14 protein-coding genes and 1 pseudogene are annotated in these 14,464 nt (G+C 62.6%); 8 read left to right on the top strand and 7 right to left on the bottom strand.

All coding sequences use genetic code 11. From position 1 onward, the window contains the following. The first annotated feature begins 265 nt into the window (after positions 1-265). From P3C39_RS02005 to P3C39_RS01995, 3 genes are read left to right on the top strand one after another with little or no spacing between them, the layout of a single operon-like run. Positions 266-1,189 carry a sugar ABC transporter permease gene (locus P3C39_RS02005; RefSeq protein WP_024503911.1) on the top strand — a complete coding sequence of 308 codons (924 nt, stop codon included), beginning with the start codon at positions 266-268 and terminating at the stop codon, positions 1,187-1,189. Continuing rightward, entirely contained in the window at positions 1,189-2,046 is an 858-nt protein-coding gene (locus P3C39_RS02000) for a carbohydrate ABC transporter permease (protein ID WP_013530524.1), read from the top strand. Before P3C39_RS02005 ends, P3C39_RS02000 begins: the two co-directional genes overlap by 1 nt. Before the next feature lie 14 nt (positions 2,047-2,060). Then, positions 2,061-4,040: a glycoside hydrolase family 127 protein gene (locus P3C39_RS01995; RefSeq protein ID WP_275952547.1), complete on the top strand. Its 1,980-nt coding sequence runs from the start codon at positions 2,061-2,063 to the stop codon at positions 4,038-4,040. On the opposite strand, the gene P3C39_RS01990 is transcribed toward P3C39_RS01995, so the two are convergent. From P3C39_RS01990 to P3C39_RS01980, 3 genes and pseudogenes are all read right to left on the bottom strand, one after another. Beyond that, a complete protein-coding gene (locus P3C39_RS01990; protein WP_275952546.1) occupies positions 4,027-5,178 on the bottom strand; it encodes an acyltransferase in 1,152 nt (383 codons plus the stop codon). The genes P3C39_RS01995 and P3C39_RS01990 overlap by 14 nt on opposite strands. Before the next feature lie 196 nt (positions 5,179-5,374). Beyond that, the gene (locus tag P3C39_RS01985) at positions 5,375-6,109 is read right to left on the bottom strand and encodes a gamma-glutamylcyclotransferase (protein ID WP_063172682.1); all 735 of its coding nucleotides are present in this window, start codon (positions 6,107-6,109) and stop codon (positions 5,375-5,377) included. Positions 6,110-6,231: 122 nt separating this feature from the next. Next, positions 6,232-6,752, bottom strand: a pseudogene (locus P3C39_RS01980) (Hsp20/alpha crystallin family protein). 476 nt (positions 6,753-7,228) lie between these two features. Here P3C39_RS01980 and P3C39_RS01975 point away from each other — a divergent pair. Further along, positions 7,229-7,921, top strand: a complete 693-nt coding sequence (locus tag P3C39_RS01975; RefSeq protein WP_013530519.1) for a DUF2270 domain-containing protein — start codon at positions 7,229-7,231, stop codon at positions 7,919-7,921. Between the two features lie 97 nt (positions 7,922-8,018). Here the strand turns inward: P3C39_RS01975 and P3C39_RS01970 are convergent, their stop codons facing one another. Further along, a complete protein-coding gene (locus P3C39_RS01970; RefSeq protein WP_013530518.1) occupies positions 8,019-8,162 on the bottom strand; it encodes a hypothetical protein in 144 nt (47 codons plus the stop codon). Between the two features lie 435 nt (positions 8,163-8,597). Between P3C39_RS01970 and P3C39_RS01965 the strand changes: the two genes are divergently transcribed. From P3C39_RS01965 to P3C39_RS01955, 3 genes are all read left to right on the top strand, one after another. Continuing rightward, positions 8,598-9,041 (top strand): SRPBCC family protein, encoded by a 444-nt coding sequence (locus P3C39_RS01965; RefSeq protein ID WP_013530517.1) that lies wholly within the window; start codon positions 8,598-8,600, stop codon positions 9,039-9,041. A gap of 153 nt (positions 9,042-9,194) precedes the next feature. Further along, complete coding sequence (locus P3C39_RS01960) at positions 9,195-10,343, top strand: amidohydrolase (RefSeq protein ID WP_013530516.1); 1,149 nt, start codon at positions 9,195-9,197, stop codon at positions 10,341-10,343. A gap of 43 nt (positions 10,344-10,386) precedes the next feature. Next, positions 10,387-10,860, top strand: a complete 474-nt coding sequence (locus P3C39_RS01955) for a VOC family protein (RefSeq protein ID WP_027160885.1) — start codon at positions 10,387-10,389, stop codon at positions 10,858-10,860. A gap of 20 nt (positions 10,861-10,880) precedes the next feature. On the opposite strand, the gene P3C39_RS01950 is transcribed toward P3C39_RS01955, so the two are convergent. Then, positions 10,881-11,882, bottom strand: coding sequence for an NADP-dependent oxidoreductase (locus P3C39_RS01950; RefSeq protein ID WP_024503923.1), 1,002 nt, complete (start codon positions 11,880-11,882; stop codon positions 10,881-10,883). A gap of 65 nt (positions 11,883-11,947) precedes the next feature. Continuing rightward, positions 11,948-12,763, bottom strand: coding sequence for an oxidoreductase (locus P3C39_RS01945; protein ID WP_275952545.1), 816 nt, complete (start codon positions 12,761-12,763; stop codon positions 11,948-11,950). Positions 12,764-12,866: 103 nt separating this feature from the next. On the opposite strand from P3C39_RS01945, the gene P3C39_RS01940 reads away from it, so the two are divergent. Next, positions 12,867-13,436, top strand: a complete 570-nt coding sequence (locus P3C39_RS01940) for a TetR/AcrR family transcriptional regulator (RefSeq protein WP_013530512.1) — start codon at positions 12,867-12,869, stop codon at positions 13,434-13,436. 118 nt (positions 13,437-13,554) lie between these two features. Here the strand turns inward: P3C39_RS01940 and P3C39_RS01935 are convergent, their stop codons facing one another. After that, on the bottom strand, positions 13,555-14,424 hold the full coding sequence (locus tag P3C39_RS01935) for a sigma-70 family RNA polymerase sigma factor (RefSeq protein WP_164747167.1): 870 nt from the start codon (positions 14,422-14,424) through the stop codon (positions 13,555-13,557). Positions 14,425-14,464: the final 40 nt, after the last annotated feature.

The raw sequence follows: 14,464 nt of genomic DNA, 5'->3' as shown, positions 1-14,464 counted from the left end.
GCCGGCCGCCCGCCTGTCTCCCTGGGCGCTTGGCCGGATACCGCATCGCCAACGGCAGGGCTATCACGTTGAGAAAAGACCCCCTCATCCGGCCGCTTCGCGGCCACCTTCTCCCCGCCGGGGAGAAGAGGCTGGCACCATCCCCGGCAACCTCCTCTCCCCTCGGGGAGAGGTCGGATTGCCCCGAATTGCTCTCTTCAATTCGGTTGGCAATCCGGGTGAGAGGGTTCTTTGCCAATGTCCCAATAGCACCGAGCGCGCAGCCATGACCGTCATCACCGCAGCAACCCCTGCCCCGCCCCGCGCCCGCAAGGTCGCCAGCCGCCACCAATGGATCGGCCTGCTCTATGTCGCGCCGGCTGTCGCGCTGGTCGTCGTCTTTTTCCTGATCCCGCTCGGCATGACGGCGTGGATGTCGCTGCACAACTGGCCCCTGATGGGCGAGCACAGCTTTATCGGCCTCGGCAACTATGTCGCCATCCTGCGCGACACCCGGTTCTGGAACGCGCTGCGCTTCACCGCCTACTACACCGTGATCGTCACCATCGCGATCTTCGTGGTGGCGTTTCCGCTGGCGCTGTTCGTCGAGCGGCCGCGGCCGCTGACCAATCTTTACCGGACGATGTTCTTCATGCCGGCGGTTGTCGGCTTTGCCTCGGCCAGCCTGCTCTGGTCATGGCTGTTGAACGTCGATTCCGGCCTGTTCAGCCCGGCCGCCTACGACCTTGGCCTGATCGACAGGAAGTTCAACCTCTTGGCCACCTTCCAGCCGGCCTTCTGGTCGATCATCGCCATGGTCGTCTGGAAGGTCGCCGGCTTCACCATGATCATCCTGATGGCCGGCCTGCAATCGATCCCGCAGGATCTGCAGGAGGCGGCCGTCATCGACGGCGCCGGTCCGTTCGCCAGGTTCAGGGCGATCACTTTGCCGCTGATGCGCCGCACGCTGGCGCTGGCCCTGATCCTGTCGGTCGCCGGCTCGATCCTCGCCTTCGACCAGTTCTACATCATCCTGCGCGGCGGCCCACGCAACCAGACGCTGACGGCGGTCTACTGGATCTTCAACCAGTCCTTCGTGTCGTTCAAGCTCGGCTACGGCGCGGCTTTGTCGATGGTGCTGCTGGTGATCCTGGTGGCGCTCAGCCTCGTCCAGCTGTGGCTGCTGCGCAAGCCGGAGGGGCTCGACTGATGGCGCAGGCCGCTTCCCGCAACCGCCGGCTCTTGAGCCGCATCGGCGAGCATTCGACCGGCATCGTCGCCTCGGTGCTGTTTGCCGCGCCGATCGTGTGGGCGGTGCTGTCGGCGTTCAAGCCGGCGGCCGAAGCGCGCCTGCCGCCGCTGCCGCCCTGGCCGACATCAGGCTTCTCGCTGGAGAACTACGCCACGCTCAACAGCTTCGGCGACGGGCTGTGGGTCTCGGCGCAAAACAGCATCTACGTCTCGGTGATGACCGTCGTGCTGTCGGTCGCCGTCAGCGTGCTGGCCGGCTACGGCTTTTCGCGGTTCCGGTTTCCGTTCAAGGACCTGTTCTTCATCCTCATCCTGTCGACGATCATGATCCCGTTCCAGTCGATCCTGACGCCGATCTTCCTGGTGCTGACCAAGCTTGGCCTGCACAACACGCTGACCGGCCTGGTCGGCGTTTATGTGACGCTGCAACTGCCGTTTTCGATCTTCATGATGCGCAACGCCTTCGACGCGGTGCCGCGCGAGATCGAGGAAGCCGCCCGCATGGACGGCGCCGGCAATCTCACCATGCTTTGGAAGGTGATGCTGCCGCTGGTCTGGCCGGGCGTCGTGACCATCGCCCTGTTTGCCTTCCTCGGCGCCTGGAACGAATTCCTCGCCGCCCTCGTGCTGATGACCGACCAATCCAAATTCACGCTGCCAGTGATGATGACCGCACTGCAGTCGGGCCGCTTCGGCGCCATCGACTGGGGCGCGGTGCAGGCGGGCGTCACCGTGATGATGGTGCCGTGCCTCATCCTGTTCCTGGCGCTGCAGCGCTTCTACATCCGCGGCCTGATGGCCGGGGCCGTCAAATAGAATGGAGTAAATTCATGACCGCATCGCCATCCGCAAAAACCGGGAAACCGAAGCTCGCCTTCCGCCCGCTGCCGGTGCCGCAGGTCGACGTGCACGGCTTCTGGGGCGATCGCGCCGACGCTGTCGCCGCCCGCACCGCCGATATCCTTTACGAGCGCTGCGTGGAGGCCCGCATGCTGGAGCAGATCGATCCGGACCGTCCCTCGCCCGGCATAGTCATCCCCTTCCACTCGCCCTCTCCCGACGAAGCCGACCGCCAAGGCGCGGAATTCACCGGATCGACGGTGACCACGCAGATGTTCTGGGATTCCGATCTCGGCAAGACGATCGAGACCGCGGCCTATTCGCTGTACCGGCGCAAGAATCCCGAACTGGAGAAGAAGATCGACGCCGTCATCGACATGTATGGCAGGCTGCAGCAGGAGGACGGCTATCTCTCCAGCTGGTACCAACGCATCCAGCCCGGCAAGCGCTGGACCAATCTGCGCGACTGCCACGAGCTCTATTGCGCCGGCCATCTGATCGAGGGCGCGGTCGCCTACTACCAGGCGACGGGAAAACGCAAGCTGCTCGATATCATGTGCCGCTATGCCGACCACATCGCGTCGGTACTCGGCCCGGAGCCCGGCAAGAAGAAGGGCTATTGCGGCCACGAGGAGATCGAGCTGGCGCTGGTCAAGCTGGCACGGGTGACCGGCGAGCGGAAATATATGGAGTTGGCCAGATACTTCATCGACCAGCGCGGTCAGCAGCCGCATTATTTCGACGAGGAGGCCCGCGCCCGCGGCGCCGACCCGAAGGCCTATCATTTCAAAACCTATGAATACAGCCAGTCGCATATCCCGGTGCGAGAACAGAACAAGGTCGTCGGCCATGCTGTCAGGGCGATGTACCTCTATTCCGGCATGGCCGATATCGCGACCGAATATGGCGATGATACGCTGCGAGCAGCACTCGACCTTCTGTGGGACGATCTCACCACCAAGAGTCTCTACATCACTGGCGGACTGGGGCCGTCGGCGCACAATGAGGGCTTCACCAGCGACTACGACCTGCCCAACGAAAGCGCCTATGCCGAGACCTGTGCGGCGGTCGGCCTGGTGTTCTGGGCCAGCCGCATGCTCGGCATGGGGCCGAACGCGCGCTACGCCGACATGATGGAACGCGCCCTCTACAACGGTTCGATCTCGGGCCTGTCGCTCGACGGCTCGCTGTTTTTCTACGAGAATCCATTGGAAAGCCGGGGCAAGCACAACAGGTGGAAGTGGCACCGCTGCCCGTGCTGCCCGCCCAATATCGGGCGCATGGTCGCCTCGATCGGCAGCTATTTCTACAGCCTGGCCGACGATGCGCTGGCCGTCCACCTCTATGGCGACTCGACCGCGCGCTTCGATATATCGGGCGTCCCGGTGAGCCTGACGCAGGTCAGCAGCTATCCCTGGGACGGCGCCGTCGACATCATGCTCGAACCGCGGGCGCCGGTCGAGTTCACTTTGCACCTGCGCATTCCCGCCTGGAGCCCCAGTGCCGGGTTGAAGATAAACGGCGAAGCCATCAGGCTGGCGGATATCACCAGCGACGGCTACGCCGCGATCAAGCGGACATGGAAAAAGGGCGACAATGTCCGGCTCGATCTCGAAATGCCGATCGAGCGGCTTTATGCCAACCCGCAGGTGCGCCAGGATGCTGGCCGCGTCGCGCTGTCACGCGGCCCGCTGATCTATTGCGTCGAGGCATCAGACAATGACAGCCAGCCGCATCGCCTGACGCTGCCGCGGACGGCCACCATCGAAGCGCAGCACCGGCCGGAACTTCTCGGCGGCGTGGTGACGCTGTCGACCGCGGCACTTGCCGATGTCTCCGACGGCTGGCAGGACGGGCTCTACAGGCCCGAGCCGCCGGCCACCGCCGAGACGCGACTGACCGCCATTCCCTATTTCGCCTGGAACAACCGCGAGCCCGGCGAGATGCTGGTATGGCTCAGGGACGGCTGAACGAGGTCGGTGTATCGGCGATGACCGATCCAAGCTCAGCCGCGGTCGATGCCGCGGTTTCGGGCTTTTGGTCCATATAGCGCAGACGCAGGCGCAGGAATGGCGCCTCGACGCAGGTATAGCTGAGATAGCCGATCGGGATCGTCGCCACGAAGCACAATGCGGACCAGAGGCATGCGACGTAGAAATTGCTGATGCTCATGACATTCGTGTCTATGAACGCTGCCAATTGCAGGACGAAGAACAGGTGCAGAAGATAGATCGAATAGCTGTAGGCCCCAGCCTTCTCCAGTACCCTGAACGGCGGGCTTGTTCGCTTTCTCGAAAAGCTCGTGTCGTAGTAGGCGATGCCGAATGAATAGGCTGCCGCCTCCAGGGTCGGCAGGATGATGCATATCCAATGAGGCGACGGATAGCGGCCCAGTTGGTAAAATCCGCCGGCTGCATCGAACCACCAGAAGAACCCCGAAAAAGCCATGAGAACGGCCAGCGCCAGCCAGTGTTGGTTCTTCGCGTGGGCACGCAGGTGAAAGGCAAGAATGCCGGCCAGGAACTGATCCGCATGGCCTATGATGGTTGCGGACGCCGCCGACTGCACTTCGCCGATCTGCACATACAGGACGGACCTCAGCACAATGGCTGCCGCGATGAACAGCAAGGGCGCGAACACAAACCGCCTGGATACCATCAGCAAGAACGGCAGCAACAGGTAGAAGTGCGCTTCGATCGTTATCGACCAGCCGCCATTCGGGAGGGTGGGAAAAAGAAACCCCAATCCGACGCCCGTGAAATACCCGTCGAGGGACTGGCCGGCCACGTACCTGCGGCAGGCCTCGATGCATAGCACGACCAGGAGAAGCGGAAGCAGCCTGAGGGCCCTGTTGGCAAAGAAGGGCAGATAGTTGATCTGCTTTCCATCGAGCAGCTTGGCGAACAGGTAGCCGGAAAGCGCCATGAACAGGGAAACGCCAGTATGCCCTTCATCCAGAACGCTGAAGATAGGAAGAGCCGGCACGAAATCATAAGGCACGGGGCCTTCAGGAGAAGCATGAAGGAAATGCCAGGTAAAGACAAGAAAGGCCGCCAGGCCACGAACATGATCCAGCGCTGGGTAGTGCTCTCCGGTCGAGGATTTCATGATTGGTCCACGCGCACCGTGTCCTGCGCCGGTGTTCAGGTCATCGTTGGCCCAGAACTGTTTTCAATTCATTAAACCTTCACTGCGGAGACTTACGAAATCAGAGATTTGCTTCGCAAGGTGCTGTGGCCTGCAAGCATCCGGAGCCAAACACGACTGAAGCGTGCCGCGTCTGAGCGGATCACTTCTGGGCGGATCACTTCTGGGCGACGGTCAGCCCGATCTCTTCCGCCACCAGTTCCTGCAGCCGCCACAGATTGCGGTCGCGGATGCCGCAGGCTTCGAGGTGGCGGATCGTCTCGAATAGATATTGCGCGCCCGAGCCCCAATGACCGACGGCTGTCACCAGCGTCGCCGCGATCGCCTGCTTGTCGAGCTTGCCGGCATAACGCGGATTGGCGGGATCGACGACGAAACCAAGCGCGCGACATGGGCCGCCTTCGGTCCTGACCTGCAGCCAGCGCGGCACGTTGACGGCGGGCAGGATGGTCATTTCGCGGCGCAGCAGCGCTTCGAGGTTGGCCGCCACCGGTTCCGCGATCTCGAACACCACGCCCTGGCACTGGCCGCCGCGATCGAGCGCCATCATCAAGCCGGGCTGCTCGACCGTGCCGCGAAAACGCTGCACCGTGAAGCAGAACGAACGATGCCAGCCGCTGGCCACCGCGCGTTCTCCGCCCCTCACCTCGCCGGCGGGCTTCCACAGCAGCGAGCCATAGGCAAATAGTTTCAGCGGCCCGGCCGGAGCGCCGGCCAGCACCTCGTCGCGGATGCGCGCATAGTCGGCGTCGGTCATGTGAACCATGCCCGGCGTCGGCCCGGCATCCTCGACAGCACGCATAGTGCGCGCGACCAACGCCTCGGTCAGCGCCATCGGCGTGTTGCGCGGCACGGACTTGCGCGGCGATATGGCAGAAATCGGCTGGTTCATTTCATACCCTCTACCGTCGCCGTCATGTTGCCGAAGGCAGAGGGATTCTCAAGGGTCCATGTGACCGGCGCAAAATTCGGCCGATGCCGGGCGGGTGACCCTCCCGCCCGGCTCCAATCATTCTAGTGCTTGGTGCTCTTGCCGCCGATGGGGATGCGCCTCATCTTGTTCTGTGCCTTCTCGGATTTCGGCAAGGTGACGAACAGCACGCCGTTGCGGAAATCGGCAGCGACCTTGTCTTCTTCGACTTCGAAGCCGATCGGAATGCGACGTTCGAAGCGGCCGTAGAATCGCTCGGAGAACTGACGTTCCTTGTCGTCGGTTTCGGCGTGTTTTTCACCGCGCAACGTCAGGACGCCGTCATCGAGCAACACCTCGATGTCCTTTTCCTCCATGCCAGGTATTTCGGCGGTCACGCGGATTTCCTTGTCCGTTTCCGAGATTTCCACGCTAGGCCAGCCACCGCCCGCTGAAGAGAGCCTGCCCAAGGATGGGAGACGTGAACCGAACCGCGGAACATGTCGTCAACAAGGCGGTTCATCTCGCGATGCAGGCTCATGAATGGGTCCTGATCGCGGTCGCCTGAGAGGGTCTGAACCTGGTTTGGATCGCGACCCCATGGCATCAGATCACGAATGGTCATTGCATTTGCTCCTTTCTTGATCCTGTCTATCGTTCGTTTGCATGCTCTGGTTGCCATGCTCGGACGATGCGCGTCTGCGCCATTGGCGCTCCGGTCCAGCTGGAAACGCCTGGATCAGTGGCGGGGGCTCGCGCACCTGAGCCTGCCCGAGGGCCACCGCCCCTGACCCGCGCGGCGCCCGTGAAGCCGGCGCCTCGTCGGCACTGGTGCGGAGGATTTTGGACTCCGTCGCGGGTGGGTCAAGACCTCGTAATGTAATGTGATTGGTGCATGCAGGTGCCTGCGTCACCGGTGCTGTCCACATCAGTCGTGCCCTTCGATCGGCATGTCGCGAAACAGTGGTCAACCGCCGGCTTGATGTCTGCTGGACCGGAGCCGCCTCGGCCTCAACGCGCGGCTGGTCGGCTGGATCGGCGGTCTCGAGGACAGGGAACAATGCCGCTGGCAGGCCGTTCTGTTCCTTGCCGGAGGATGCCATGAACGACGCGTCGGCACAGCCCGCTGGCCCCGTCCTTTCATCGGCGGAGCGCGTCAACACGCTGTCGCATTTTCACCGCGCCGAGATCGCTCGCATGGCGGGATGGCGCGACCGGCTGGACAGGACAACCAACTGGGCAATCACGGTGGTGGCGGCGCTGCTTTCGGTATCGCTGTCGACGGCCAGTGCGCATCACGGCGTTCTGCTGTTCGCCATGTTGCTGATCCTGCTGCTGCTATGGATCGAGGCCCGCCGATATCGGTTCTTCGATTTCTATAGGGCGCGCGTACGCCAGTTCGAGCGCCACTATTTCGCGCAGATCTTTTCCCCACAGCCCGACTTTGCCTCGGACTGGCTGCTCATCGTCGGGGAAGGCCTACGCGCGCCGAAGTTCCTGCTGTCGCAGCGCGTCGCGCTGGCCCGTCGGCTGCGGCGAAATTACATCTACCTGTTCCTGATCCTCTTGCTGGCCTGGGTGCTCAAGATATCCACCCCCAGCCTTCAAACCGTGGGCGTCAGGACCGGCTTTGCCGGTTCGCTTCGCGAAGCCGTAGACAGCGCCGCCCTTGGCCCCGTTCCCGGTGTGGCGATCGTGGTTGTCGTGGCCGCATTCTATGTCGGGTTGCTTGCCATCGTCTTTTTCACGGCCGATAACGACGGCGAACTGTCCTTTGGCGACGTGCATGTTTGACGTTGATGCCCGGCAACACGCCGCTGCAACGCAAACGGCGGCCCGCGCGCTGAAATGGTCGGTCCGCCGAGACGTTTGAGGGAACGGAACTTCGCGCCTAGATGCCGAAGAACTGCTTGCCAACCATGTAACCCAGTGCCGCCACGACCAGCGGAAACAGCGCCGGCGCGGCTTTGCCCAGAAGGGAGACCTGCGGGTCCTTCGCCGGCGTATGACGTGCATTGCCGAGATTCTTGGTCATTGCTTGCCTCAGGTTCGAAAGACTCATTAGCAAATGCTGATTAACAGCATGGCCGCATTAACGGCTTGATAGGAAATCAACTCTGATCAGATGCAAATTCTAATGATCGGCACATGGACGGCAAAGACGCGCTGCCCTATTTGGCGGCGTTCGAAGCATTGACGGGGACGCGCGGCCGTTCGCGGCAATCGACAAAAACACGCCCGAACAACAAGATGGCTCAGGAGCTCGATTTAGCAGGTGAGCGCCAGCTCCGAAGCCGGTGCAGTTCATCCGCCGCCTCGCCCGAGCTTCGTGTTGATAGCTCGGGGTCGAACGCATGTCCGCGGCGTAGGCAGGCCGCCTCCCGTCAAAAAATTCGCAAACCAATGTCGGACTGGCTAGGCTTCGTCCGTCCTTGGGGTATCGAACAGGCATTCATGAAAGGATCCAGCAATGCCCGGCACCGTACGTTTGCACCGCGTTCTGACGACCAGCCCTGAAAAGGTCTATCGCGCCTTCGTTGAAGCGGACGCGCTGGCCAAGTGGCTTCCGCCAAACGGCTTCACCTGCACGGTCCATAATTTCGAGGCAAAGGTCGGAGGCACGTTCAAGATGTCGTTCCGCAATTTCACCACCGGCGACAGCCACGCCTTCGGCGGCGAATACCTTGAACTCGTTCCGGGCGAGCGCCTGCTCTACACCGACAGGTTCGACGATCCGAACCTGCCCGGCGAGATACGGGTGACCGTGGTCTTGAAAAAAGTGTCGGTCGGCACTGAAATCGACATCACCCAGGCCGGCATTCCGGACGTCATTCCGGTCGAGGCCTGCTATCTCGGCTGGCAGGAATCGCTCAGAAATCTGGCAAAGCTCGTCGAGCCCGAGATCAATCAATAGGCTGCGGATGGCCGGGAGAACGGCCGTTTCTGGCCTGCCGAAGCCTGAAACTTGGACTGTGGCGGGAACTGCCCTTTGTCGCTAGCAATTCATCATTGCGGCACCCCTGTGCCTGGACGTGTCGATGAAGAATGCAGCGGAGGTTGAAAAAGCATGACTCTGACCAACCGAGACATCGTCGAGTTGACGGCGTGGCGGCGCCAGCTGCACCAGTATCCGGAAATCTCGAATGAAGAGGAGAAGACGGCAAAGGAGGTCGTCGCCTTCCTCGCCGATACGGGGCCGGACAAGGTGCTGACACAGCTCGGCGGGCACGGCGTCGCGGTCACATATGACAGCGGCAAAGCAGGGCCGACGGTGCTGTTCCGTTCGGAACTCGATGCCTTGCCTATCGAAGAACTTTCAGGCGTGCCGCATGCGTCGCGCGTGCCGGGCAAGTCGCATATGTGCGGCCATGACGGACACACCGCCATCCTGGCATCCCTCGGCCGGCAGTTGGGGCGCGAGCGGCCTGCAAGCGGCCGCGTCGTGCTGATGTTCCAGCCGGCGGAGGAAACCGGCAATGGCGCAGCCGGCGTCGTTGCCGATCCCCGCTTCGGCGAGATCGCGCCGGATTTCGCTTTCTCGTTGCACAACCTGCCTGGCGTGCCGTTCGGCGAGGTGCGGCTCAAGCCCGGCGTGGTCAACTGTGCGTCACGCGGCATGCGCATCGTGCTGGAGGGCAAGACCGCCCATTCGTCCATGCCGGAGACCGGCACCTCGCCGATGCTGGCGATCAGTGAGCTGATGCCGGCGCTGCCGGCGCTCGGGCGCGGAACCTTCGCCGACGACGACTTCTCCATGCTGACCGTCACCCATGCCGCGATGGGCGAGGCCGTGTTCGGCATCGCGCCTGCTCATGCGCAGGTGTGGGCAACGCTGCGCACCCGGCGTGACGAGCGCATGGCGAACCTTTGCGCTGCTGCCGAAGCACTGGTCGCCAGGATCGCCGGCGAGCATCGCCTTACCGCCCGCTGGGACTATCACGAGATCTTCGTCGCCAGCGTCAACGCGCCGGACGCGGTGGAGCATCTGCGGCGCGCGCTCGATGAAGAGGGCGTATCGCACGGCGAAGAGGCCCTGCCGATGCGCGCCTCGGAAGATTTCGGCCTGTTCGGCCATAGTGCCAAGTCGGCGATGTTCTTCCTCGGTGCGGGCGAGCGGCACCCCGCCTTGCACAATCCCGACTATGACTTTCCCGACGACCTGATCCCGATCGGGTCGAGGATCTTCATGCGCACGGCACGCAATCTCCTGGGCTGACCTCCGCCAACTCCAACGCCGAAAGGAACATGCAATGCCAAAGATACCGAAGAACACGATTTGCCTTTGGTTCGACAAGGACGCCGAGGCTGCGGCGCGCTTCTACGCAGAGACCTTTCCCGACACCAGCGTGGGCGCCGTTCACCGTGCGCCGAGCGATTTTCCGTCCGGCAAGAAAGGCGACGTGTTGACGGTCGAATTTACCGTCGCCGGCATTCCCTGCATCGGATTGAACGGCGGCTCCACATTCAAGCAGAACGAGGCCTTCTCGTTCCAGATCGCCACCGACGATCAGCAGGAAACCGACCGCTACTGGAATGCCATCGTCGGCAATGGCGGCCAGGAGAGCGTGTGCGGCTGGTGCAAGGACAAATGGGGCGTGTCCTGGCAAATCACGCCGCGCACGCTGACCGAGGCCATGGCGGCCGGCGGCGAGGAAGCCAAACGCGCCTTTGATGCGATGATGGAGATGACGAAGATCGACGTCGCGGCGATCGACGCAGCCCGGCGCGGCTGACCTCGATCGCGGCTGAGTTGCTATCTGACCTTGATGACGACCTTGCCCTTGGCGCGTCCTGTTTCGACATAGGCCAGCGCCTCATTGGTCGCCTCGAAGGGAAATATCCGGTCGACGACCGGGCGGATCGCGCCGGATTCGATGAGCGATGCGATCTTGCTCAGCTGCTCGCCCTGCGCCCACATGAAAAGGAACGAGAACGTCACGCCACGGCGCTTGGCTTTCGCTCGAATACCGCGGCTCAGCAGGCGAAGCACCAGCCTCAGCACCACGTTCAGTCCCTTTTCCCTGGCAAATTCCGGATCCGGTGGGCCGGAGATGGAGATGAGCTTGCCACCCGGTTTCAGCACATTCAGTGATTTTTCAAGTGTCTTGGCGTCTTGGCTGTTCAAGACGACGTCGTAGCCCGAAAGGACTTTCTCGAAATCGTCTTTCCTGTAGTCGACGACGATATCGGCGCCGAGCCCCTTGACCAGACCGGCACTCGCCGCGCTGGCGGTGGTCGCAATGGTCGCGCCGAGATGCTTTGCCAGTTGGATGGCGAATGTCCCCACGCCGCCGGAACCGGCTTGAATGAAGACCTTCTGTCCCTTCTTCAGCTTGGCCCTTTCGACGAGCGCCTGCCAGGCGGTCAGGCCGACCAGCGGGATCGAGGCCGCCTCCTCCATGCTGAGGTTCCCGGGTTTCAGGGCCACGTCGGCTTCATCCATGGCTATGAACTCGGCGAACGTCCCGATCCGGCCATCGCGCGGCCGCGCATAGACGTCGTCGCCGAGTTTGAATTTGCGGACTTTCGATCCCACGCGCACAACCCTCCCGGCCACGTCGTGACCCAGGATGAAGGGCCGGCGATAGGGCAGGATCAGCTTGAACTCTCCGGTTTTGACCTTGGAATCGAGCAGGTTCACCGCCGCTGCGTGGACCTCGACCAGGACATCGCTGTCCCCGAGTTTCGGCTCCGGCATTTCGGCTAGCCGCAGAGTGCCGTTCTTGCTGTACTTGTCGACGACGAATGCCTTCATGGCAGTGACTTTCTGAGAGTGATTTTGGTGTGTCGCATGTGCGTGAAATCCTCTGCTCGCTGCGTTCAAACGGGCAGGCGGAATTGTTTCCGCAGGCTCTTGTCGAATATCCCAGCGGGAGCAAAGCGACGCAGCAGGCTGACCTGGCGCGCAGCCTTGCCGGCGGTGTAGCGCCGTTGCGGACGGGCATCGGTCGCTGCCTTGACGACCACTTGCGCCACCACTTCCGGCCGGTCGGCGACAGGCATCACGTCGCGAAGCAGCGCTTCCAGCGTAGCTCGGGCTTGATCGTATTCCTGCAACGGCGAATCCGGCTGGATCCCGTTCTGGTCGAAGACAGTACGAACGAATGCCGGCTCGATGACCGAAACGCGGATATTGAAGGCGCGAACCTCGTGGTCGAGCGATTCCGAATAGCCCTCAAGCGCGTGCTTGGCCGCCGAATAATGCGCTGAATACGGCGCCGGCACCAGTCCCAGCACAGAGCCGATATTGATGATGTGCCCCTCGCCACGCTGCCGCATCGACGGCAGCACCGCATTGGTCATGCGGATGACGCCGAACAGATTGACGTCGAACAGAGCCTGCACCTGGGCAATCGAGAATTCCTCGGCGCCTCCAAGCTGGCCGACCCCGGCATTATTGACCAAGAGGTCGATCCGGCCGGTCTGCGAGAGCACCGTCGAAACGAGTGCGGCAACGGCCTCACTGTCGGTCACGTCGCAGATCAGCATGGTCACCCCGTCCGGATCGTTGCCGGCCTTGCGCCGGCTGGTTCCGAAGACGGTGAACCCGGCCCGCGCAAGGGCTTCGGCACTGGCGCGGCCGATGCCCGAAGAGGCTCCGGTCACAACAGCGGTTTTTCCGGCATTCGTTTTCATTTCGTGCTCCAAACTCATGGGGGCTAGCTTTTTTGCATCTGTTAAATTACAGTCGTAATATCAGATTATGATCATAATGCAATAGCAGAAAGGAATAGCAGCCATGCGCTACGAAAAGGGCAGGAAGGACGCCTCGCGCGGCCGGATCCTGGAGGTCGCCGCGGAACGCTTTCGGAAAAACGGCATAGCGGCGTCCGGACTGGCAACCATCATGGGCGACGCCGGGCTGACGAACGGGGCTTTCTATCCCCACTTTCAATCAAAGGCGGCGCTTGTCCGTGAAACGGTCGCTGCAGCTCTCGAGGATCAGTCCGACGAGATACGGCAAGCATTGGCCTCCGGCGGCTTGGCAATGGCCATAGACACATATCTGTCGGCGGCGCATCGGGATAACCCCGGGAAGGGCTGCGCCTCTGCCGCCTTGCTGGCGGAAATCGCCCGTGAGCCACCCGAAACGCGTCAGCTTTATACCGAGCGTTTGCTGACCCAGGTGCACCAGGTGTCGGTAGAGCTGCCGCCGCAAACTCCTGATCCGGAGGGCGTTGCGTTCGCTATCTTTGCGACCCTCATTGGCACGCTTCAGCTGGCCCGTGCCGTGGAGGGAACGGAATTGTCGGATCGTATCCTTGCGGCAGGGAAAGCTGCGGCGCGCGCGCTGATCGAGCAGAGTTAAGGGCGTACCACGCGTGGGCACGTCAAAGTTATTCTCATGCGGTGTGACGCCCAGCCCCGCATCGGCCCCTTGGCAGGAACAGCACCGCCCGTATGATGGTCAGATGCGCGCCCGCTCTTCAGTGCCCGGTGCCGCGACCGAAGGACCTGGCGTCCTTGGCCAGCACCAGCTCGGCATCGTCGGTAACATAGCTGACATAGCGATAGTCGCGGATGAAGCTGATCTGACCTTCCCGCCACTCCAGCCACATGAAATGATGCGGTTTCTGGTCGGCATGGCTTTCGAACACAGCGATCACCTCGCGGCCGTCGAGCCAGGCCGGCGTCAGCCACACGCGGTCGCTTTTGGCGTAGATCGTGAAGAACATGCCGACATCCGCCGCACCCGAGCGCGTCGCATGCAGGGACTGATGAAGCCTGACGTCGTCGGCAAGCAGGGCGCGCAAGCCGTCCCAATCGCGCTGGTTGAACAGGGTCGCATAACGGACCACGGCGGCCGACGCGATACGCGCATCGGGAGCCGAGCTGGCCTGCGCACTGACTTCCCTAAGCCGGGCGCGGCCGCGCGCCAAGTGCCCTTTCACCGCATCGACCGTGATGCCGAGCAAAGCAGCGATCTCGGCCAGCGGCTCGTCGAGCACATCTCTGAGGATGACGACGCTGCGCTGGAGCAGCGGAAGCTCCGCGAAGCGCGACACTGCGGTCTGTATAGCTTGCCTGCGCATCAGCATCTCCACCGGGTCGGCTTTGGTGTCGTCGGCAATTTCAAGCGCCGCCTCGATAGGCTCCGCCGCGCGGATCGCGCGGCTGCGCAGCAGGTCCAGCGCACGGTTGTGGGCGACGCGGAACAGCCAGGGCCTGAGCTGCGGCACCTCGCCCAGCTCATTCAGCGCAACGAAGGCTCGCGCAAACGTGTCCTGCACGACATCCTCCCCGTCGATGACCGAGCCCATCAGGCGCGCGCAATAGCGGTGCAGCTCTGGCCGCATCGCGGCGGCAAGGGCAAGCAGCCCTTCCCGTCGGTCGCGG

The sequence above is a fragment of the Mesorhizobium sp. XAP4 genome (genome assembly GCF_029269325.1).
In the GTDB taxonomy this organism is placed as follows: Bacteria; Pseudomonadota; Alphaproteobacteria; order Rhizobiales; family Rhizobiaceae; genus Mesorhizobium; species Mesorhizobium ciceri.
This window is presented reverse-complemented; position numbering and strand designations above follow the sequence as displayed.